General features: G+C 35.2%; 21 protein-coding genes. 13 read left to right on the top strand and 8 right to left on the bottom strand.

Annotation, left to right across the window (positions count from 1 at the left end; all coding sequences use genetic code 11):
* Positions 1-105 precede the first annotated feature (105 nt).
* A complete protein-coding gene (gene clpB / locus TS1_RS00175; RefSeq protein WP_068706592.1) occupies positions 106-2,712 on the top strand; it encodes an ATP-dependent chaperone ClpB in 2,607 nt (868 codons plus the stop codon).
* Positions 2,713-2,772: 60 nt separating this feature from the next.
* Here clpB and TS1_RS00170 read toward each other — a convergent pair whose 3' ends face one another.
* From TS1_RS00170 to lepA, 3 genes are all read right to left on the bottom strand, one after another.
* Positions 2,773-3,906 carry an AI-2E family transporter gene (locus TS1_RS00170; RefSeq protein ID WP_068706589.1) on the bottom strand — a complete coding sequence of 378 codons (1,134 nt, stop codon included), beginning with the start codon at positions 3,904-3,906 and terminating at the stop codon, positions 2,773-2,775.
* A 295-nt stretch (positions 3,907-4,201) separates the two neighbouring features.
* Entirely contained in the window at positions 4,202-4,558 is a 357-nt protein-coding gene (locus tag TS1_RS00165) for a hypothetical protein (RefSeq protein WP_068706586.1), read from the bottom strand.
* Positions 4,559-4,700: 142 nt separating this feature from the next.
* A complete protein-coding gene (gene lepA / locus TS1_RS00160; protein WP_068706582.1) occupies positions 4,701-6,533 on the bottom strand; it encodes a translation elongation factor 4 in 1,833 nt (610 codons plus the stop codon).
* A gap of 181 nt (positions 6,534-6,714) precedes the next feature.
* Between lepA and TS1_RS00155 the strand changes: the two genes are divergently transcribed.
* The 3 genes from TS1_RS00155 to TS1_RS00145 are packed head-to-tail and all read left to right on the top strand — an operon-like array spanning position 6,715 to position 8,411.
* A complete protein-coding gene (locus TS1_RS00155; RefSeq protein WP_068706580.1) occupies positions 6,715-7,206 on the top strand; it encodes a nucleoside 2-deoxyribosyltransferase in 492 nt (163 codons plus the stop codon).
* Positions 7,203-7,865: a hypothetical protein gene (locus tag TS1_RS00150; RefSeq protein WP_068706578.1), complete on the top strand. Its 663-nt coding sequence runs from the start codon at positions 7,203-7,205 to the stop codon at positions 7,863-7,865. The genes TS1_RS00155 and TS1_RS00150 overlap by 4 nt, the downstream gene beginning before the upstream one ends.
* 12 nt (positions 7,866-7,877) lie before the next feature.
* Positions 7,878-8,411, top strand: a complete 534-nt coding sequence (locus tag TS1_RS00145) for a metal ABC transporter permease (RefSeq protein WP_068706576.1) — start codon at positions 7,878-7,880, stop codon at positions 8,409-8,411.
* A gap of 3 nt (positions 8,412-8,414) precedes the next feature.
* Here TS1_RS00145 and queG read toward each other — a convergent pair whose 3' ends face one another.
* Complete coding sequence (queG, locus tag TS1_RS00140) at positions 8,415-9,575, bottom strand: tRNA epoxyqueuosine(34) reductase QueG (protein WP_068706574.1); 1,161 nt, start codon at positions 9,573-9,575, stop codon at positions 8,415-8,417.
* 132 nt (positions 9,576-9,707) lie between these two features.
* Here queG and thrC point away from each other — a divergent pair, with 132 nt between their 5' ends.
* A complete protein-coding gene (gene thrC, locus TS1_RS00135) occupies positions 9,708-11,198 on the top strand; it encodes a threonine synthase (protein ID WP_068706572.1) in 1,491 nt (496 codons plus the stop codon).
* Positions 11,199-11,212: 14 nt separating this feature from the next.
* Positions 11,213-12,424 carry an amidohydrolase gene (locus tag TS1_RS00130; RefSeq protein ID WP_068706570.1) on the top strand — a complete coding sequence of 404 codons (1,212 nt, stop codon included), beginning with the start codon at positions 11,213-11,215 and terminating at the stop codon, positions 12,422-12,424.
* A gap of 149 nt (positions 12,425-12,573) precedes the next feature.
* Here the strand turns inward: TS1_RS00130 and TS1_RS00125 are convergent, their stop codons facing one another.
* A complete protein-coding gene (locus TS1_RS00125; protein ID WP_068706568.1) occupies positions 12,574-12,759 on the bottom strand; it encodes a hypothetical protein in 186 nt (61 codons plus the stop codon).
* Positions 12,760-12,780: 21 nt separating this feature from the next.
* Positions 12,781-13,548, bottom strand: coding sequence for a tyrosine-protein phosphatase (locus TS1_RS00120; RefSeq protein WP_083498209.1), 768 nt, complete (start codon positions 13,546-13,548; stop codon positions 12,781-12,783).
* 128 nt (positions 13,549-13,676) lie between these two features.
* On the opposite strand from TS1_RS00120, the gene TS1_RS00115 reads away from it, so the two are divergent.
* The gene (locus TS1_RS00115; protein ID WP_068706566.1) at positions 13,677-14,096 is read left to right on the top strand and encodes an OsmC family protein; all 420 of its coding nucleotides are present in this window, start codon (positions 13,677-13,679) and stop codon (positions 14,094-14,096) included.
* Positions 14,097-14,328: 232 nt separating this feature from the next.
* Here the strand turns inward: TS1_RS00115 and glmS are convergent, their stop codons facing one another.
* Complete coding sequence (gene glmS / locus TS1_RS00110; RefSeq protein WP_068706564.1) at positions 14,329-16,134, bottom strand: glutamine--fructose-6-phosphate transaminase (isomerizing); 1,806 nt, start codon at positions 16,132-16,134, stop codon at positions 14,329-14,331.
* Positions 16,135-16,529: 395 nt separating this feature from the next.
* Between glmS and sppA the strand changes: the two genes are divergently transcribed.
* The 6 genes from sppA to yihA all read left to right on the top strand — a co-directional run bounded on the left by sppA (position 16,530) and on the right by yihA (position 22,641).
* Complete coding sequence (gene sppA / locus TS1_RS00105) at positions 16,530-17,552, top strand: signal peptide peptidase SppA (RefSeq protein ID WP_068706562.1); 1,023 nt, start codon at positions 16,530-16,532, stop codon at positions 17,550-17,552.
* Entirely contained in the window at positions 17,539-18,174 is a 636-nt protein-coding gene (locus tag TS1_RS00100) for an RDD family protein (protein WP_068706561.1), read from the top strand. The genes sppA and TS1_RS00100 overlap by 14 nt, the downstream gene beginning before the upstream one ends.
* Positions 18,175-18,193: 19 nt before the next feature.
* Positions 18,194-19,132 (top strand): hypothetical protein, encoded by a 939-nt coding sequence (locus tag TS1_RS00095; protein WP_068706560.1) that lies wholly within the window; start codon positions 18,194-18,196, stop codon positions 19,130-19,132.
* Positions 19,133-19,242: 110 nt separating this feature from the next.
* Positions 19,243-20,526 (top strand): trigger factor, encoded by a 1,284-nt coding sequence (gene tig, locus TS1_RS00090; RefSeq protein WP_068706559.1) that lies wholly within the window; start codon positions 19,243-19,245, stop codon positions 20,524-20,526.
* A 212-nt stretch (positions 20,527-20,738) separates the two neighbouring features.
* A complete protein-coding gene (clpX, locus tag TS1_RS00085) occupies positions 20,739-21,992 on the top strand; it encodes an ATP-dependent Clp protease ATP-binding subunit ClpX (RefSeq protein ID WP_068706558.1) in 1,254 nt (417 codons plus the stop codon).
* A gap of 67 nt (positions 21,993-22,059) precedes the next feature.
* On the top strand, positions 22,060-22,641 hold the full coding sequence (yihA, locus tag TS1_RS00080; RefSeq protein ID WP_068706557.1) for a ribosome biogenesis GTP-binding protein YihA/YsxC: 582 nt from the start codon (positions 22,060-22,062) through the stop codon (positions 22,639-22,641).
* Between the two features lie 65 nt (positions 22,642-22,706).
* On the opposite strand, the gene TS1_RS12570 is transcribed toward yihA, so the two are convergent.
* Positions 22,707-22,877, bottom strand: a complete 171-nt coding sequence (locus TS1_RS12570) for an SPJ_0845 family protein (protein WP_169792353.1) — start codon at positions 22,875-22,877, stop codon at positions 22,707-22,709.
* Positions 22,878-22,943 lie beyond the last annotated feature (66 nt).

Below are 22,943 nucleotides of genomic sequence, written 5' to 3'. Positions count from 1 at the left end.
GAAAATGAAAATATTCAATAGTTATCTTTTGACCAATTTTGACCAATAGGATATACTTATTAATGGAGATATAAATCTCAAATTTACCTGATTGGGGGAAAACAAATGAATAATGAAAAAATGACCACAACTTTACAAAATGCTATAGCTGAAGCGCAACGAGTTGCGATCACAAGACGACAACAAGAAATTGATATTGCTCATTTATGGAAAATATTTTTACAACCAAATCAATTCGCTAGAAACTTTTATAAAGATTTAGGGGTTGATCTGCAGGCATTTGAACGTGAAATCGATCAAGCAATGGACTCTTTGCCAAGTGTTGAAGGTGGGAATGTACAGTATGGTCAAAGTATTAGCCAAAACTTATATCACTTATTAACTGAAGCGAATAAATTAGCCGAAGATTTTAAAGATGAATTCCTATCCACTGAAATTGTATTACTTGCATTAATGAAATTAAAAAATCATCGCTTAACAAAGTTTTTGAAAAACCAAGGTGTTAATGAAAAACAAGTAAAACAAGCGATTGAAAACATGCGACAAGGTGAACGTGTCACCTCACAAAACCAAGAAGAACAATATGAGGCACTAGAAAAATACGGCGTAGACTTAGTTCAAGAAGTAAAAAATGGCGAAATGGATCCAATTATTGGACGCGATGAAGAGATCCGTGATGTTATACGTATATTATCGCGTAAAACGAAGAATAATCCAGTATTAATTGGGGAACCAGGTGTTGGAAAAACCGCAATCGTTGAGGGGTTGGCCCAACGTATTGTAAAAAAAGATGTTCCTGAAAACTTAAAAGATAAGACGGTTTTCTCATTAGATATGGGAGCATTAGTTGCTGGTGCGAAGTATCGTGGGGAATTCGAAGAGCGGTTGAAAGCTGTCTTAAAAGAAGTAAAAAAATCCGAAGGACGTATCATCTTATTTATAGATGAAATCCATAATATTGTTGGTGCTGGTAAAACTGAAGGCAGCATGGATGCTGGTAATCTATTAAAACCGATGCTAGCTCGTGGTGAACTACATGCCATTGGGGCAACAACTTTAGACGAATACCGTGAAAATTTGGAAAAGGACAAAGCTTTAGAACGTCGTTTTCAAAAGGTTATTGTGCAAGAGCCAACAGTAGAAGATACAATTTCTATTTTAAGAGGGTTAAAAGAACGTTTTGAAATTCATCATGGGGTTAACATTCATGATAATGCACTAGTTGCAGCAGCTACTCTGTCTGATCGATATATAACAGATCGTTATTTACCAGATAAAGCCATTGACTTAGTTGACGAGGCTTGTGCCAATATCCGAGTTGAGATGAATTCTATGCCAACTGAATTAGACCAAGTTACAAGACGTCTAATGCAGTTGGAAATTGAAGAAGCTGCTCTAAAAAAAGAAACCGATGATGCTTCTAAGAAACGGTTAGAATCTTTACAAGAAGAGCTTGCTGACCTACGCGAAGAAGTTAATTCTATGAAGTTACAATGGGAAACAGAAAAAGAGGAAGTAAACGCTGTTTCGAACAAACGGGCAGAAATCGATAAAGCAAGACACGAACTAGAAGATGCAGAAAACAACTATGACTTAGAGCGTGCAGCGGTGTTAAGACATGGAACGATTCCGCAATTAGAAAAAGACTTAAAAGCTTTGGAAGATAAAGATGACCAAGTGGTTTTAAAAATGGTACAAGAATCTGTGACTGCCAATGAAATTGCAGTAGTGGTCGGTCGTTTGACTGGGATTCCTGTAACAAAATTAGTAGAAGGTGAAAGAGAAAAACTACTTAATTTAAACGATACTCTGCATAAACGAGTGATTGGACAAGATGAAGCCGTTAATGCAGTAAGTGACGCTGTGATTCGTTCACGTGCAGGATTACAAAATCCTAACCGTCCATTAGGTTCTTTTCTGTTTCTTGGACCTACCGGTGTCGGAAAAACTGAATTAGCAAAAGCCTTAGCTGAAAATCTTTTTGATTCAGAAGATCACATGGTTCGTATTGATATGAGTGAATATATGGAAAAATATACGGTTTCTCGTTTAGTGGGAGCACCTCCTGGATATGTAGGTTATGAAGAAGGAGGGCAATTAACAGAAGCTGTGCGGCGTAATCCTTACACAATTATTTTGCTCGATGAAATCGAAAAAGCACACCCAGATGTTTTCAATATTTTATTGCAAGTTTTAGATGATGGGCGTCTGACTGATTCTAAGGGACGTATAGTCAACTTTAAAAATACGGTTTTGATTATGACAAGTAATATTGGGTCGCAAACATTACTCGAAGGCGTTTCGGAGCAAGGAGAAATTTCGGAACAAGCTAAAGAACAAGTTATGAACTTATTAAAAGCTGAATTTAAACCTGAATTTCTCAACCGAATTGATGACACGATTCTTTTTACACCGTTAAGCATAAATGATATGAAAGGAATTGTTGAAAAAATCATCGATGAACTTTCTCAGCGATTAGTAGAACAAGAAATTTTCCTTGAAATATCAGACGAAGCCAAAGATTGGATTGCCAAAAATGCTTATGAACCAGCATATGGAGCAAGACCACTCCGTCGTTTTATTACACGAGAAGTAGAAACACCCTTAGCAAAAGAAATTGTTTCTGGTCGTGTAATGCCTAAAACAAAAGTAATTATTGAATTACTCGATAATCACTTGGTATTCCAAAACGAACCAATGGAAGAAGAGTAATAAAAAAGCATTCGGAAGGCAGTTTACAAAACTGTGCTTCCGGATGCTTTTTTTTAAGAATTAAAGTGTATCTTTTTTGAAATCATCTAACCAATTCATAGTAACAATCTTTAAAATGGCAGCAATTGGAACAGCTAAAAACATCCCTAAGACACCAAAGTAGGCACCGCCTACGGTAATAGAGATAATAATAATGATCGGGTTTAAGTTTAACGCACCGCTCATAATCCGCGGTCCAATCACATTACCATCAATTTGTTGCAAAATAAGCAAAGAAATTAAAACAGTTATCGCCAATTGTAAATCCGCACTAAAGAAAGTGATGATTGTCGTGACAACTGAAGCGAAAATGGAACCAAAGTAAGGAATCATGTTACAGATACCTAGAAGAATACCTAAGGTCAATGCAAACGGCACATTTAAAAGATAAAGGATAATCGTCGCAAAAACACCTATTATACAGGCATCGAGAAATTGTGAGCTGATAAATTTATAAAAGATGGTATTGGTTGTTTGTAACCATATCTTACTATTTTGATAAATTTTATCTGACAAAGTTTTTTTACCTAATTTATCGATAAATGACAAGATAGAATCTTTGAAAACTAAAGTATAGATTGAAATAATCAAAGCTAAAAAGCCATTAAATACAAAAGAAGAGAGTCCTCTTGTAATTGCCCCTAAAGAGGTAAGAGCTTGCGACCATTGTTGTAATAAGTTCTCAGGTGAATAATCAGAAGTTAAACTTTGTAAGAATTCTTCCAAGTTTAACGATTCAAATACGCCTTCAGACTCTAGCTTTGCAATAATTCCCATTAGGTAGTCGTAAAATTGAGGTAACAGACCAAGTAAGTCGACAATATTATCAATCATTAGGGGAATAACATAGTTTAAAGCTAGAAAGAATAAATAGAAAATAATCAAATATAAAACTAAAACACTTATCCCGCGACTATGATTTTTTATAAAGGAGAGCTTGATATTTTGAAAAAGCAATTCCAAACGTTTTTGCGCGCCATTTAAAAGATAAGCAAAAATAAATCCAATAATAAAAGGAGATAAAACACTTATCAGATTGGATAAACTATCCATTAAAATTTGATAGTTTGTAATGAGTTTATAACCGACGACTATTGCCATTACAAATAAAAAACGCGTAAGCCAATAATTCCAGTCAATCTTTATTTTTTGCAATGCATGCACCTCGCTTGAAACATAGCTGATATTATGATGTCTCTTAATATCATAAACGAAAGTACAAAAAAAGGAAACAACGAAACGGAAATAATCTTAAAAAATCGATTTGGTAGTTAATTCATTTTATAGTCATTAAGCACAGGAGATAAGTTTTATGCAGACTTCTGTCCTACATTAATTTACAGGTCATTAGCCATTAAGATAAAGCCGAGGACATACGAAAGTGAAGTCTATGTCCAAATTAAAGAGTTTATTTTCTTTGAAAAATGGTAAATTTTTAGAAGTTGTCTTTTTAATCAATTTCGGACCACTTGTGATAGTGATAAAACTCAACATGTTTTATGGCTTCATAAGCTATAAAAGCTTCTCCAACAAAAATTCCTTGCTCGTTGTAGCCTCTTATTTTCCCAACGATATCAGGGCGGTAACTATGATCTACAAGCTCATTGGTTTGTACAGCAATCATTTTTTCTTTCAATAAGGCTTCTTCCATTATTTCTGTGATTGCTTGGTTGTTCATAGTACTTTTTTCTTTGATTATCGTATGTTCTTCTTGAAAACTACGATCCATTTGGGCGGTATGTTCAGATAAATAAAATCCCATCCATTTTAATCTTTTACGGTCAACATAATCATGTAGTGTACTCATTTTTTCACCTTCTAAAAACTTTAAGTATACTTTTAATATACGAACAAACGTTCTTAAAGTAAAGCGAACATTTTTTTAAATTTGATAAAAAAAAACGGATCATTTAAGATCCGCTTTTAAAAAATGACTTCTATTGTTATATTTAATTATCTTCATCGTCCATTTTCAAAACAGCAAGGAAAGCTTCCTGAGGCACTTCAATTGAACCGATTTGCTTCATTCGTTTTTTTCCTTCTTTTTGTTTTTCCAGCAATTTACGTTTACGAGAAACATCTCCTCCGTAACATTTAGCTAATACATTTTTGCGTAAGGCTTTAATATCAGAACGAGCAACGACTTTTTGACCAATAGTTGCTTGCACCGGAACTTCATATTGTTGTCTTGGAATCAAGCTTTTCAGTTTCTCAACAATGGCTTTGCCACGTTCATAAGCAAATTCGCGGTGAACAATAAAACTTAGAGCGTCCACTTTATCCCCATTTAATAAAATATCCATTTTTACAAGCTTGCTGGTACGATAACCAGACATTTCATAATCTAGGGAAGCATAGCCTTTGGTATTTGATTTTAATTTATCAAAAAAATCAAAGACAATTTCTGAAAGAGGGATGTTATAAACCACATTTACACGATAATCGTCTAGATAGTCCATGGTGACAAAACCTCCACGTTTTCGTTGACACAATTCCATTACTGGTCCGACAAAATCATTAGGAACCATGATTTCTGCTTTCACAAAAGGCTCTTCTACACTGTCGATAGAGGAAGTTTCAGGGAAATCAGCCGGATTATCTATATCGATTTCTGTTCCATCTGTTTTTTTCACATGATAAACAACAGAGGGTGCTGTTGTAATTAATTCTAAGTTTGCCTCGCGCTCTAAACGCTCTTGGACAACATCCATATGCAGCATACCTAAAAATCCGCAACGAAAACCAAAGCCTAAAGCTTGTGAAGTCTCAGTTTCAAATTGTAAGGCAGAGTCATTTAACTGTAATTTTTCTAACGCTTCACGTAAATCATTATAGCGTGAGTTATCGACTGGATACATGCCGCAAAATACCATTGGATTTTTTTGTTTGTAACCAGGAAATGCTTTTTCAGCTGGACGTTTGGCTAGTGTAATTGTATCACCAACACGAGTGTCTTGAATCGTTTTAATCGAAGCAGTTAGATAACCCACATCACCAACCATTAAGTAATCCCTTGGGATGGCCTTAGGAGAGAAGACGCCAACTTCGGTTACTTCAAATACTTTGCCCGTATTCATTAGCTGAATTTTATCTCCTGGACGAACGACACCATCGATAATACGAATACTTAAAACAACACCACGGTAAGCATCGTATACTGAATCAAAAATTAAAGCTTTTAAAGGAGCATTGATATCACCAGCTGGAGCAGGGACGGTCTGTACAACTTGTTCTAAAATTTCTTCAATTCCTAAACCAGACTTGGCACTAGCTAGTACTGCTTGACTGGCATCAATTCCTATCACATCTTCAATTTCTCCTCTGACACGTTCAGGGTCGGCAGCAGGTAAGTCAATTTTATTAATAACCGGCAGAATTTCTAAATCATTATCAACTGCCAAATACACATTAGCTAAAGTTTGAGCTTCGATGCCTTGTGCTGCATCAACGACTAAAATCGCTCCTTCGCAAGCCGCTAAACTACGGGAAACTTCATAAGAAAAATCGACGTGTCCAGGAGTATCAATTAAATGAAAGATATAAGTCTGGCCATCTTTGGCCTTATAATTTAATTCAACAGTGTTTAGTTTGATGGTAATGCCGCGTTCTCTTTCTAAGTCCATAGAATCTAGTAACTGGTTTTGCATTTCTCTAGAAGTTACTGTATGTGTTTGTTCTAAAATACGATCAGCTAAAGTGGATTTTCCGTGATCAATATGAGCGATGATTGAAAAATTCCGAATCATCTTTTGTCGCTGTTGCATTTCTTCTAAATTCTTCATGGAATCATTCCTCATTTCTTTTCCTTCAGCTTATTAATTATACCAATCCCAATAAGAGAATAAAAGCTTTTTGTAAGATTCGCTTAAAAGAGCAGACGAATTTTAGCTAGTATTTACTTTATGAATTTGATAAAGTAGGGAGGGTTATTTGTATCATTATCAATATATTGGAGGGGTCAATATGAAAGTTTATTTCGCTGCGCCTATGTTTGCTAAAAGCGAGTTAATTTATAATTCTTATTTAGTCGAAAAAATACGACAAAAATATCCCAAGTTCGCTGTTTATTTGCCACAAGAAAATGATGCAATTAATGATAAAACAGCTTATGCCGACAGTAAAATGATCGCTTTGGCTGATACAAAGAAGGTAGAAGAAAGTCAGCTGATGATTGCTCTGTTGGATGGAATTACCATTGATAATGGTGTTGCTTCTGAAATCGGTATTGCTTATGCAAATAACATTCCGATACTTGGTTTATATACGGATTCTCGCCAACAAGGGGCAGACAACCAGCAAAAATTAGACGCACTTACAACAGTGGCTGAAAACCAGTTTCATTATTTAAATTTATATACAGTTGGTTTAATTAAATTAAACGGAAACATCTTTTCTTCTGAAGAAGCACTTTTAACTGGAATCAATGATTTTGTTGCTCAAGGAAAATTGAAATGAGTGTCTATATAAGAAGACAGCGGCTATTGGTTTTGTTTGGATTTTTAACCCTACTTGTTATTATCTGGGAATACTTTATAGGTCTTGCTGCAGCTGCCACAACTTTTACCAAAATTATTGAATGTGCTGCTGGAATTTTGCTGATTTATGCACCAGAAATTTTAAATAAACTATTTAATCTGAAATTTGCTAATTTTATTGTTTATTTTTTCTGGTTTTTTATCTGGCTAGCAGTATTTTTAGGGACTTGTTTACATTTTATGACATTGATTCCTTTATGGGATAAATTACTGCATTTGATAAGCCCGATGATTTTAACGATGATAGGTTTTGGTATTTTAGTTGAATTTTTAAAAGTTCCAAATTTAGAAGAATTATCGCCTTGGTTGTTTCTGATCTTTGGCTTTTCTTTTGCTGGGGTATGCGGTATTTTCTGGGAATTTTGGGAATGGAGCTGGGATACGCTTTTGGATATGAATTTACAACGCTATAGAAGTGGTGCAACTATTTTTACAGGCCAAAAAGCCCTACAAGATACCATGGGAGATCTGTTGATCAATTTGGTTGGCTCATTTCTTTTTAATCTTTTTGCTTGGTATAAAAGCCGTAATAACCCTATGTATTTTGCCCAGTTCCAAATCGATTTTTTGCGTAGTTAAAGGAGCTATACTATGAAACAAAAGCAAACTTTTTCCTTTTTTTCTACTTACGAATTAGCTTATCTAGCAATGACAGTTGCTACCTGCACGGTAGGAAGACTCTTATTTCAATTTTTACCCAACATTCAACCTATGACTGCCATTTTTTTGATTATTACATTGCAACTTGGCGTTTTTCGTGGCCTTTTAGTTAATATCTTATCGGTACTTATTACTAATATCTATTTAGGGATGGGCGTTTGGACAATTTCCCAGATTCTTGCTTTTTCGCTTATTATTTGTTTGATGGGCTTGTTCTGTCAGTCGATGCTTTTTAGAAAAAGTCGATTATTACAAGCTCTTTTTAGTGTTTTTGCAGGTTTTTTGTATGGCTTTATTTTTGCTCTTATCGATGTGAAAGTATATGGTATGCCGCAGTTTTGGCCTTATTATCTGGTCGGTTTCTCTTTTGATTTATTACATGCTATAGGAAATGGTGTCTTTTATTTAATTTTAAGTCCTATTTTTCAACGGTTGTTTATAAAAACAGTAAAAAAACAGGCTTAGTGACTAAGCCTGTTTTTTTCGTTCTTCAAGCATGGTTAAAGTTTCTGACAGTTCTTGTAAGACTGCCTCATCCGTTTCTTTTTCTTGTAATTCATAAAGCAAATCGATTGCCTGCTCCGGGTGTTTTTTGGTTAACTCACCAATTGACCACACTGCTGTTCCTCGGATAACGGGGCGTGGATCTTCTAAGCACTTAAAAATTTTTACTAAACTTTCACGTCCGCCTAAATTGGCTAAAGCGATTAAAGCATTTCGTTGTAAAGGTTTTTTACCGCGCCAGAATCCCGCTAAATGCCCGAATTTTTCTTTAAATTCTTTATTAGACATTGATAACATCGGCGCTAATTTCGGGCGTACTTCGTCCATTGCAGGCGCCATTTCCTGGTGGAAGTGAAAGTCTTTGCCTTGGTTATAAGGACAGACTAATTGACAAATGTCGCATCCATAAATGACATTATGAATTTGTTTTCGATATTTTCGAGGCATCATTTTTTTGGTTTGAGTCTGATAGGATAGACATTTTTGTGCATCCATTCTACCATCACCTAGTAAAGCTCCGGTAGGACAGTGGGTAATACAACGAGTACAATCTCCACAGCCAAAAGGCTTAGGCTCATCAGGCTCAAATTGAATATTGGTAATAATTTCGCCCAAATAAACAAAAGAACCATATTCTTCTGTGATCAGTAAACCATTTCTTCCAATAAAACCTAAACCCGCGCGTTGAGCCACGGCTACGTCTACGAGTTCCCCAGTATCAACTTGTGGCGCAAAACGCCAGTTTTCGGCTTCTTTTTTACTTTCAGCTGAGCCTTCAATAAAATGGATCAACTTAGTTAAACGATCTTTTAAGATATGGTGATAATCAACGCCCCAGGAAGCCCGTGCAAATTGTCCGCGTTTTTCATCTCTAGGCACTTTTTCATGAATTTTAGTAGGATAGGCTAACGCTATTGCGATAATACTTTGTGGGTTTTCAAAAGTTAACTCCGGATAAAGACGCTCATCAATATTTGGATGTTCAAAACCAGAAGTATGGCCAGCCGCTTTTTGGGCCACTAGAGACTCTTTCAGTTCATCAAATGGTTCAGCGGTGGTAAAGCCTATTTTATCGATACCTAATCGTTTACTTTCAGTGATGATTTTTTCTTTTAAGCTTGACAATCCTGTCACCTCATCCACATAACTTCTATTCTTTTATTACTATACCATACTTTAAAAAATCGGAATACATATGTTTAACTTCACCGCTTTATGATATATTTAAAGGAAATAATATAATAGAGGAGATAAACAATGACCTTACTTTATAAAAGCACTAGGGATTCTAAAAATGTGGTTTCTGCTTCCCAAGCTATTTTACAAGGTTTAGCAGTAGATGGTGGATTATATGTACCGACAGAAATTCCTAAGGCAAAATTAGATTTTAGTAAACTAGCACAGCAAAGTTATCAAGAAATAGCTGTACAAATAATGCAGTTATTTTTGCCGGATTTTACTCAAGAAGAATTACAAGAATGCGTAAATAAAGCTTACGACCAAAAATTTGATGATAAAGAAATTACTCCTTTAGTAAAAAAGAAGAAGCAGTATTATTTAGAGTTATTTCACGGACCAACCTTAGCATTTAAGGACTTAGCTTTATCAATATTACCGCATTTAATGAAAAAAGCAGCACAAAAAAATACTATGGATAAAGAAATTGTTATTCTTACAGCGACTTCTGGTGACACTGGAAAATCTGCCATGGAAGGTTTTGCCGATGTGAAGGATACTCAAATTATCGTTTTTTATCCAGAAAATGGCGTAAGTCCCATCCAAAAAAGACAAATGATAACTCAAAAAGGAGAAAATACTTTTGTTGCGGCTGTTAAAGGAAATTTTGATGATGCGCAAACCAAGGTAAAACAACTTTTTAATGACGAAAACTTGCGTAAAAAAATGGCTGAAAACAAAAAGATATTTTCTTCCGCAAATTCGATTAACATCGGTCGTTTAGTGCCGCAAATTGTTTATTATGTTTATGCCTATTCACGGCTGGTAAAAATGGGTGAAATTAAAAACGGAGAAAAAATAAATGTTTCTGTTCCGACCGGTAATTTTGGCAATATTTTGGCAGGTTTTTATGCTAAAAAGATAGGCGTCCCTATCCAACGATTGATTTGCGCATCCAATCAAAATAATGTATTAACTGATTTTTTTCAAACAGGAAATTACGACCGAAACCGACCTTTTTATGTGACTTCTTCGCCTTCGATGGATATTCTGATTTCTAGTAATTTAGAACGTCTGCTATTTTATTTAACAAAAGAAAATAGTCAGCAAACAAAGAAGCGAATGGATGAATTGACTCAAAAAGGAGAATATACGATTACTTCTGAAATGAAAGAAGGTTTGTCTGGCTTTTTTGCTGATTTTGCTTCTGAAAATGAAACGGAAAAGACAATTCATACTGTTTATGAACAAGCTAACTACGTTATCGATCCACATACAGCAGTCGCTAGTTGTGTGGCTAAAAAATATCAGGACAAAAAAGGATCGTCCTTGCCAACAGTTGTACTTTCAACAGCCAGTCCTTATAAATTTCCGCAAGCAGTACTTCAAGCCATCACTAAAGAAACGCAATCTAGTGAAGAATACAAAATGATCAATAGGCTTTACGAACTTGCTAAAAAGCCAATACCTGCAAGTATACAAGAGTTAAAGAAGGCTGAAATTAAGCATCGGGATAAAATTTCAGTTGACCAAATGACAAACTATGTAGAACAAGTATTAAATTTAAAATAAGAGGGGATTAGTAAATGGGAAAATGGTTGCAAAATGTACGTATTGAAACTGCTTATATAAAAAAGGGTGATTTTGTTTCAGGGACGAAAACACAAGCGGTAGATCTATTTATCGAAGAAGATAAAGTAAGCAAGATACAAAAACATCAAACAATTGATGACTCTAATGAAAAAATCGACGGACAAGGTTATCTAATTTTACCAGGCATTCAAGAAAAACATTGTCATTTTGATAAAAGCAAATTAGGGGTCCCTTGGGAACCTATCACTCCAGCTCCTTCAATTATTGAGCGTTTTACAAATGAAATTCCACAATTAAATTCACTAAATCTTTCTCTTTCAGAACGTATGAAAAATTTGATTGAAAAAGAAAGACAACATGGCGTTAGCTTTTTCCGTTCTCATATTGATGTGCATCCTAAAGTGGGTCAGAGCTTTTTACAACAAACCATTGAAACCTTGAAAGAATACCAAGGAAAGTTTGCCTGTCAGTTGGTAGCTTTTCCCCAGCATGGAATGTTGTTGTCAAATGCTTACCAAGACATCAAAACGGCGTTAGCTAATGGAGCAGATCTTATCGGGGGCGTGGATCCAACAGTGCTCGATGGCGATACCGAAAAATCCTTAAACCAAACATTTGATTTAGCGACTCAATTTAATGCTCCTATTGACATTCATATCCATGAACAAGGAGAAGATGGCAAAAAAACTTTTTATGAATTGCTCAAGTTAACCAAAGAAAGTAAATGGCAAAACAAGGTCGCTATTAGTCATGCTTTTGGTTTAAATGATTTTATTGGAAAAGAGCGCAAGGAATTTTTCCAAGAATTAGCTGACCAACAGATTTCCATCATTTCAAGTGTTCCGTTAGATGGTGTTATTCCTCCTTTGGAAGAATTGCGGCAATATGGGGTAAATGTTTCTTTAGGTTGTGATAACGTCTATGATTCTTGGTCACCATTTGGCAATGGAAATATTCTAGAAAAATTAAGTCGATATGCTGAAATCTTCAAGATAACAACACAAGACGGCTTAACTGATTGTTTGGAACTTGTAACAGGGAAAAAGACCGTAGGAGAGAAACTGTGGTTACAAGAAGGCGATGAAGCGACTTTTATCCTTGCTGACAGTTCTTGTAGTGCGGAATTTGTAGCGCGTCAATCAGAAGTCTGCGCAAGCTTTTACCAAGGAAATACTGTATTTTCTTCACAAAATGATAGAAGATAAAATCAAAAAGTTTGTGATATAATTTTTTTTGATAATAAAACCCCCGAACTATGTTTGATAGAAATTGTGAACTGTCATTCTTTTATGACAAGTATTCGCAAAACTATCTTTCTATAGTTCGAGGATTTTCGTCTTGTTTTGACTTATAGTCAATGTTTATTTTTTAAGATTGTCATTATGGTTAAGGGAATGACTAAAACAATATAGCCTACAATTGCTATCATTGTTGTAGCTAACCAGATATTTGAAATTGAAAATAATCGTATAATGAATGTTGCGATTACAATCGAAATAAAATAACAAATAAATAATTGTACAAAGCGTTTAATAGACATATTTATTCCTCCAATACTCCACTATTTATTATTTGCTAAATATAAGGAGCGGAGATCTTTTTGCATAGAAGAAGTAACGCCTAATTCATCTGATAAATAATTTTTGATACCGTCAAATTCTTCATTTACCATTTGGTAAAAGGTATCTAAGAAAGAAGGTTCAACAGTTAGGGCAATTTTTAAAGCATCCACTGTTTTACTGTCTGTACCGTTTTTAATCAATTGAGCAATTACTTCATCATTTTCTTGCACTCGCATAGCATTTGTTGCCAAATAATCTTTGTAAATTGTTTCTCTTGGCACTCTTAAAATTTCTAGTAATAATGCAGCTGAAACTCCTGTACGATCTTTTCCGGCAAAACAATGAAAGAGAAAGCTTTTATCAGAATCAATACTTAGCGCAGATTCAATCATTTTACGAAAACCACGCTGTGCGCTAGGATTGACTGCCATTGTACGATATGTTTCGTGCATATAATTACGAGCTACTTCAGGGGATTCGATCTCTTTGAAGTCATCCAGTCCCGTTCCTTGTCCTTCAACATTTTTAAAAATATCAATATGTACATAATTCGCATTTTTAAACTCTTCATCTGGACGTTTTTCAATTTCTTGTGTCGAACGCAAATCGACAATCTTCCCTAAATGATAGTTTTCCAAAAGTTCTTTTTGGTCCTGCAAAGAGACATGACTAAGTTCTCCTGAGCGTAATAATTTTTTTGCGGCAATCACTTGGCCATCGCGATTTTTAATGCCACCTAGGTCTCTAAAGTTTGTAATAGTATTCATAACATTTCCTTTCTACATTTGGTCGACATGGCTATTTTATCATAAATCGAGGCATTTTAGTAAATATTAATTTCTCATGTTCTAAAAATTAAGATAGGGGTATAATAAATCATAGGGGGCTGATTTGAATGAAAAAGATCTATCATACCGAAGTGGTCAACGACCAAGGGTTAAAAGGAACAGCTTATGTCAAAGGTGAACACGAACTAACCGTTGTTACCTCAAGTCCAACAAGCACCGAAGCTGGCACAAACCCAGAACAACTTATCGGACTTTCATGGGCAACTTGTTTTAATTCCACTATTGAATTACTTTTGAAAAACAAAGGTATTGAGAAAAAGAGTCGGGTAGAGGTTCATATCAATTATTGTGAAGATGAAAATACTAAAGAACATTTTTTCGAACTGAGAGCATACGCAGCTATTGATGCTTTAGGTCTTGAAGAAGCAAGAAGTTATATTGATATAGCTACTAAGCGCTGCCCTGTATCAAAAATTATCGGAGATTACCCATACGCTTCGTATGTTGTCGTTCCTTATGCCAAATAAGTTAATTCAATTCATATTACAATAATCTTAAAGTCCGTTGAGTAGCTAAGGGCTAGTTCAATTATTACAACAGAAGATTAAAGTTTTAAAAACAAAATGGGAACACTTTTTAGCGTTGTCAACAAAATTCTTACTCACTTGCAAAAGGAGAGTGCTTTCGCTTTTATTCTTGATTAACTGAGCAGAAAAAAATCTTGCAAGGTCAAAAAGATCATTGCAAGATTTTTTTATTTTATTCTACTGTTACTGATTTCGCTAAGTTTCTTGGTTTATCCACATCATAGCCGCGCTGCATTGACACATAATAAGCAATTAGCTGCGTGGGTACAACAGCAACTAAACTTGTCAGTAGTGGGTGAACCTTAGGCAATATAACCTGATCATCTTCTCGAGCTAAATCTTCTGAAGCAATGACGATAGTATTAGCTCCGCGGCTTTCAACTTCTTTTAAGTTCCCGCGCGTATGAGGGCCCGTTTTCGCGTCAGTGATAATCCCTAAGACTGGTGTACCTTCTTCAATTAAAGCGATCGTTCCATGTTTTAACTCACCTGCAGCAAAACCTTCTGCTTGTACATATGAAATTTCTTTTAATTTCAATGCTGCTTCTGAAGCAACATGATAATCATTTCCACGTCCGATATAAAAGGCATTGCGTGTGGTACTTAAATATTGCTCAACTAAACTTGAAAGACGTTCTTTTTCATCAACCATCGCTTCCATTCCGGCTGCGGCAATGGACAACTCATAAAAAGCATCGAAAGAAGTATTCGTTTTATTTCTTTCTCCAATTGCTTGAGTCAAAATAGCCAGCATAGCAATTTGTGCTGTATAAGCTTTGGTTGAGGCAACTGCGATTTCTGGTCCAGCATGAAGCAATAAAGTATATTTAGCTTCCCTCGATAATGTCGAACCCGCAACGTTTGTAATTGTTAGTGAAGGAAAGCCCAGTTGATTGATTTGTACCAATACTTGTCTGCTATCGGCCGTCTCTCCGCTTTGTGTCAAGAAAATGAAGAAAGGCTTTTTAGAAAGAAGCGGCATGTTATAGCCGAATTCGCTGGAAAGTTGTACCTCAACTGGAATTTGAGTGACTGTTTCAATTAAGCTCTTAGCTGCCCAACCCGCATTGTAACTCGTTCCGCAAGCGACAATATAAATCCGATCACTGTCTGCCATTTCATTCACTAGATTTAAGTCAATATTTACTTTTCCATGGTCATCACGATATTCTTGTGTCAATTTCCGCATGACAGTGGGTTGTTCGTCAATCTCTTTTAACATATAAAAAGGGTAGGTTCCCTTTTCGATATCAGAAGCGTCTAATTGTGCTTTATATGAATCACGTTGAACTGTTTGGCCTGCTTGATTTTCAATGATGACATTATCAGCAGTCACAGTAACTAATTCGTTATCTGCAATTTCAACAAATTCATGTGTTTGATCTAAAACTGCTAAAGCATCACTTGCAATCACATTGAAACCGTCACCTAAACCAATTAACAAAGGACTTTTGTTTTTAGCTACGTAAATCGTTTCTGGGTCTTCTTGATTGACCAAAGCAAAAGCATAGGAGCCATGAATGACTGTAAGAGCCTTTTGAAATGCGGCTTTAGTAGATAAACTATCGTTTTCCATAAAAGAAGCAATCAAATTTACTACAATTTCTGTATCTGTTTGGCCATAAAATGTTTCATCTGCTAAATAGTCTTGTGAAAGTTCATCAAAATTTTCGATAACTCCGTTGTGAACTAAAAGCAGCTTGCCATTTTGTGAAGTATGGGGATGTGCATTTTCTTCTGAAGGTTTGCCGTGTGTTGCCCAACGGGTATGACCAATCCCTATAGTTCCATTGACGTCATCTGATACTTTTTCTTGTAAATTTTTAATTCGACCTTGCGATTTGATCAGATGTTCCTGTTTTCCATCTGATACAAATAAGCCCGCCGAATCATAACCACGGTATTCTAAACGTTGTAATCCGTTGATTATAATTTGTTCTGAATGTTCTTTTCCTACAATTCCTACAATTCCACACATAATGAGATTCCTACTTTCTTTAATCATTACGTATTTCTAACTGCTTGGTAAGTTTTTTGTGACAAACTTTGCAGTTTGCATTTGTTCTTACCTTTAGAGTGCAGACCCTAGAGCCACCCGCCGAATATTTCGATAAGCTCTTTCCTCGTCTTCTGTCAAAAACAGAACTGGCGCTGTTCAATAATGGTATAGCTATCCTCCTTGTTGTATATTAATTAGAAATACAGTGGTAATGATATACATAAATTGTTTTTAAGTCAAGAAGTTTTATAGAAATAAAATTGGTCTAGATGATAAAAAGATAAATTTTTGTTTTTTCTATACGAATCAGAAAATTTTCGTTAGAATAAAGAAAGTATTATTTTTTGTTGTAAAAGGAAATGAGGAGGGATTAAATGAATAAAAGACGGTGGGTTGCCATCTTCATCGCTGCAGGATTGTTTATATTTGCAACAATTGCTTCATTTATGAGTAAAGATTCAGATGAAGAGACGTTAAGTGGGATGGACGCGGTATTGTTTGGTTCTAATGAAATAGAAGAAAAAATTGTAGAAAAAGGAAATGAAGAAAAAAGGATTGCGCAGTTGTCCATTGATGGGACAATTGCTGATACAGGAGAAAACAGCTTTTTCTCAGGAGAAGAATACAATCATCAGTTCTTCTTAGACCAATTAAAAGAGGTACAAGAAGACCCAACAGTAGCAGCTGTTTTATTAGAAGTTAATACGCCCGGAGGCGGAGTATACGAAAGTGCTGAAATTGCTAAGGAAATACAAGCAATCCAATCTGATGATGTTCCTGTTTATGTTAGTATGAAAAATATGGGCGCAAGCGGAGGCTACTATGTTTCAGCTTCTGCAGATAAAATTTTTGCTACTTCAGAAACGTTGACCGGATCGATTGGTGTAATTATGTTTGGCATGAATTTTTCTGAACTGATGGAAAATTTAGGAATTGAAGACCAAACTTATAAAAGTGGCCCTTTAAAAGACATGGGTTCAGCTGTAAGAGAACCAACTGAAGAAGATGACAAGGTAATGCAAGAATATGTCGATAATTCTTATGATCGTTTTGTTGAAATCGTAGCTAATGGACGAGATATGACACAAGATCAAGTACGTAAGCTTGCCGATGGTCGAATTTACGATGGTCAGCAAGCCAAAGAGAATCATTTAGTCGATGAGATTGGTTTTCCAGAAGATGCTTTAACAGCGTTAAAAAAAGACGAACAGCTGAAAAACGCGCAAGTTTTTGAATATGATGTTGCTAGTACTGGTTTTGATCGTACTTGGTTAGGAGCTAAAATTGCCCAAACACAAGGGTTCAAACAATCAGAAAGTGAACGGATGCTCAATATAATTGACCGTATTGGTACACCGGAAGCACCTAAACCGATGTATTACTATGGAGGTGAATAAGATGGCCAAAGGCGAAAACGGAAAAAAGCAAAAGAACTTTTATCAAAAAGTGTTAACTTCCTTTAAAGCAGAAGAATATACGGAAGATGAAATTGCCCAAAAAAAGTCTGAATGGAAACAATACGAAGAAAGAGCAGACAAAAAACACTATGCCAATGATTTTCCTAATTATTTTTTTGCCGGCTTTTGGATTCGGTTATTTTCTTTTGTCATAGATTTACTTTGTATTCATGCGATTACCACTGTTGTTCTAGATACCACTTTTAGTTGGTTAGAAATGACACGTTCGACAGAATTTTTTAGCGTTTATAGCTTGCTTTCTCTATTTATTTATCTAGCTTATTTTACTTTATTGACTAAATTAAACAGAGGTCAGACTGTCGGGAAAATGATTTTTGGTATTCGTGTCATCTGTTTAACTGAAAAAAGTTTGAGTTGGAAAACAGTTTTTATTAGAGAAACATTTGCTCGTTTCATTTTACAATTCAATCCGCTGTTGTACTTAGGGTATTTACCCACAGTTTTCACGCATAAAAAGCAGCATCTAGCAGACTATTTTGCAGACACTAGCGTTGTAACAATTAATTTAATCCAAGCATTTAATCAAAAAGCTAATGCTTAGGTAAAAGGAAGAGGGTATTATGGCAGATATCATTCATTTTCCTGATGGAAACAAACGATTACTAAAAAGCGGAAATCAGAATATGAATAATCAGGATTTTCTAGCAGCTAAAAAGGATTTTAAAACATTATATCAATTATCCCCTACATTCTCTTACGCCAAAAAATTGATTTTAGCAATGCAGAATTTAGGCGATTATAGCGGAGCTTTACAATTAGCAGATGACCACTTCACTGCGTTTATGAATGATTCTGAAGGATTTACTATTTATTTTCACTTACTGCTTTTAGATGCACAATTTTTAACAGCTCATAAGTTGCTGTCTTATATAAAGACAGCAAAGAAGCTTGGTAAACTAGAAGAGGAATTACAGCAAGTAGAAAAGACTCATTCTTTATTGTCAGCTGATCTTAAGACTGCCAAAAAAAGGCAACTTGAAGAATTAGATAAGACAAAGCAACCCTTTAACCCAAGAGATTGGCAGTCATTCATTAAAGACATTTCTTTAAAGGATTTTATCATTCTTTGCCAAGAGTATTTAATTCATGCTAAAAACCCATTTATACCGCCTAAGCTTGTTGAAGAATTAGTCAAAGACGGTGCTAAGGAAACGATTAATGTCCATGGTAAAAAGGTTAACTTAGCTGGTTTGCCTTTGCCAGAAGATGCTGAGGTACTTGTCAAAACAATTACAGCAATTGAGGAAAAAACGCAGGATAATCCACAACTGCAAATGTTGATTCTTCCAGAAATTAAAGCTCATTTTGCTTTGATGTATCCTTTTTTACCAGATGCAAGTAAAGCAGAAGATTGGGCGCAAAGTTATCTTTTAGAATATAGAGCAATGTTTGGAGAAGATATTTCTGCTAAACAGCTGGATAACTACCAACAAATACAAGATAAAAAGCGAAAAATTCGTCAAATTTATGAAAGTTTAAGTAAAGCAGACAGAAATTAAGGAAGTTTGCTTTTAAAATGTTTACAATTTAAAAACGTTAGTGTACTATTTAAAGGTATGCATGAAACTATTTCATATGTAAATTTATTAATCAACTCGGAGGGAATTACATGACTGCAAATTGGGAAAAAACAGGCACCAACGAAGGTGTATTGACTTTTTCGATTCCACAAAGCGAAATTCAAAAAGGTTTGACAAAAACATTTAATAAAGTAAAAAAAGATCTTAACGTTCCAGGCTTCCGTAAAGGAAAAGTCTCTCGTAAAGTATTTGACCGCATGTATGGTGAAGAAGCTTTGTATGAAGATACAATCAATGATCTTTTACCAAGTAACTACGAAGCAGCTGTACAAGAAACGGGTATCGAACCAGTTTCTCAGCCTAAAGTAGATGTTGAAAGCATGGAAAAAGATGAAGACTGGGTAATCAAAGCCGAAGTAACAGTAAAACCAGAAGTGAAACTTGGGCAATATAAAGACTTAAAAGTTGAAAAACAAGATCGTGAAGTAACAGATCAAGATGTAGAAGATCGTTTGAAACGCGAACAAGAACAACACGCTGAAATGGTCATTAAAGAAGACGAACCAGCAGCAGATGGCGATACAGTTGTTATTGATTTCGAAGGGTTTATTGATGGTGAATCTTTTGAAGGCGGAAAAGCCGAAAATCATTCGCTTGAATTAGGTTCTAATTCGTTTATCCCAGGGTTCGAAGAACAACTAGTAGGCGCTAAAGCCGGCGATGACTTGGACGTAACGGTTACTTTCCCTGAAGACTACCAAGCAGAAGATCTTGCAGGAAAAGAAGCTATTTTTAAAGTCAAAGTTCACGAAGTCAAAGAAAAAGAACTCCCAGAACTAGATGATGAACTAGCAAAAGACTTAGACGATGAAGTTGAAACTCTGGATGAATTAAGAGAAAAATATCGTAAAGAAATTAAAGAAAGCAAAGAAAAAGCAGCTCAAGATGCTGTAGAAGAATCTGCAATCAAACAAGCCGTTGATAACGCAGAAGTTGTGGAATTACCAGATGTCATGATTCAAGATGAAATTAAACGTGCTAAAGATGAATTCTTGAATAACATGCAACAACAAGGGATTAGTCCAGAAATGTATTATCAAATCACTGGAACTTCAGAAGAAGATTTGGATAAACAATTTGAAGGCGAAGCGGATACTCGGGTAAAAACAAACTTAGTGATTGAAGCTATTGTAGATGCAGAGAACTTCCAAGCAACAGAAGAAGAAGTTTCTTCTGAAATTAAAGATTTAGCAGAAAATTATAACATGCCTGAAGCACAAGTTCGTTCTGTCTTGTCAGAAGACATGCTTGAACATGATATTAATATGAAAAAAGCAGTAGATTTAATCACTTCTTCAGCTGTTGAAGAATAAAAATAAGTGAACTAAAACAAACGGTCTGCAGAATGTTTGCAGACCGTTTTTCTTTAAGAAACCTTAACTATCAAGCCTGAAAAGCTTTTTCTTTTATATTAGTTATGATAAAATGGTTAAAGGCTGTGCAAAAGAAAACAGCTGAACTTAAGCGATTTTTTACAACTTTCAAATGAAAAGATAAAGTTATCGCTGTACAAGGAGTGAACACGATGGACAACACAAATACAAATCAACCGGTTCGCTGTTCTTTTTGTGGAAAAACTCAGGAAGAAGTAAGAAAAATTGTTGCCGGTCCGGGTGTTTACATTTGTGATGAATGTATTAATTTATGTAAAGATATCATTGATGAAGAATTCTACGAAGATACAGATCAAGAACTGACAGAAGTACCCAAACCGCAAGAAATTTTAGACGCGCTAAATGAATATGTGATCGGTCAAGATGAAGCGAAAAAAGCATTATCTGTTGCGGTATACAATCATTATAAACGAGTAAATGCAGAAGTTGCCTCCGATGATGAAGAAGGAGACGATGTAGAATTACAAAAGAGTAATATTTGTTTAATCGGTCCTACAGGTTCTGGTAAAACTTTCTTAGCTCAAACACTAGCAAGAACATTGAATGTTCCCTTTGCTATCGCTGATGCAACTAGTCTCACTGAAGCGGGTTATGTTGGCGAAGATGTAGAAAATATTTTATTGAAGCTTTTACAAGCTGCTGATAATAACGTTGAAAAAGCTGAAAAAGGAATCATTTACATCGATGAAATTGATAAAATTGCTCGTAAAAGTGAAAATGTTTCTATTACGCGCGATGTTTCCGGTGAAGGTGTACAACAAGCCTTACTGAAAATTTTAGAAGGTACGACAGCAAGTATTCCACCACAAGGAGGACGTAAGCATCCGCAACAAGAAATGATCCAAATTGACACAAGTAATATCTTGTTTATTGTTGGTGGAGCCTTTGATGGAATCGAAGCTATTGTTAAAAACCGATTAGGGGAAAAAACGATTGGCTTTGGTGCAAATAACCAAAAGATTTCAGAAGAAGAAAGTGTCATGCAATATATCATTCCTGAAGATTTATTGAAATTCGGGTTAATCCCTGAATTCATTGGACGCTTACCTGTGACAGCTGCGCTAGAAAAACTAACACAAACAGATTTAGTGCATATTTTAACTGAACCAAAAAATGCTTTAGTAAAACAATACAAAAAATTATTAGCACTAGATGATACAGAACTTGAATTTGACGAAGGAAGCCTGCGAGCAATTGCTAACAAAGCGATTGAACGTGGCACAGGCGCACGAGGATTACGTTCTATCATTGAAGAAATTATGATGGATACAATGTTTGATGTGCCTTCAAAAGAGTCGATTAGAAAAGTAGATATTACTGAAGGTGCAGTCAACGGAACCAGCGCACCAGAAATTACCTACGAAAAAGAGAAAAAAGCAGGCTGAAATAATTAACCGGATAGAGTTCTTTTCTATCCGGTTTTGTTTCTAAAATTATATTCAGGAGGACCTTATGAAAGTTCATTCAGCAGAAATTGTGATTAGTGCTGTCGCAAAAAAACAGTATCCTAAATCTGCCTTACCCGAAATTGCTTTAGCTGGGCGTTCAAATGTTGGTAAATCATCCTTTATCAATACCTTAATTGATCGTAAAAAATTAGCACGGACTTCTTCTAAACCAGGAAGAACCCAAACCCTTAATTTTTATTTGATTGAAAATAAATTTCATTTTGTAGATTTACCAGGTTATGGTTACGCTAAAGTTTCTAAACAAGAACGGGCCAAGTGGGGCGAGATGATTGATGAATACTTTGCTAACCGTAAACAACTTCAAGCTGTCGTCTCTTTAATTGATATGCGCCATGATCCTACAGAAAGGGACATACAAATGTATGATTTTTTGAAATACTATAATTTTCCAGTTATTTTAGTGGCAACTAAAGCTGATAAATTAGCAAAAAATAAAAAAAATCAACAAATAAGTCGAATTAAAGAACTGCTGGATTTTGATGACAATGACTCTTTTGTTGTTTTTTCAACAGTGACAAAAGAGGGAAAAGAAGAAGCTTGGCATGCGATTGAAGCATTTATTTAACAGGTAAAACGATACAAAAAAAACTCTGAGTAACGTTGATTGATACAACGTTACTCGGAGTTTTCTTAATCTGTACTTTTTTTAACGGTTTTGTCTTTTTCTTCTTTAGGTTCTGGCTCCAAGAAGCGTTCTAAATCTTGTTTTTCATCTTTTTTCTTTTTATCTTCATCGGGTAGAAAGGCAAAATCATTGAATTTTTGTTCTAAAATATTATCTTGTTTAAATTTTAAGCCCATAATACCACCTCCACTAAAAGATAGTTTATCATGAATATTTCTAGACTTCATGCAAACTGTATCATT

This window comes from Tetragenococcus solitarius NBRC 100494, from assembly GCF_001544195.1.
GTDB classification, from domain to species: Bacteria; Bacillota; Bacilli; order Lactobacillales; family Enterococcaceae; genus Tetragenococcus; species Tetragenococcus solitarius.
The sequence above is the reverse complement of the archived record's forward strand: the minus strand, read 5'-3'. Positions and strand labels throughout refer to the sequence as shown.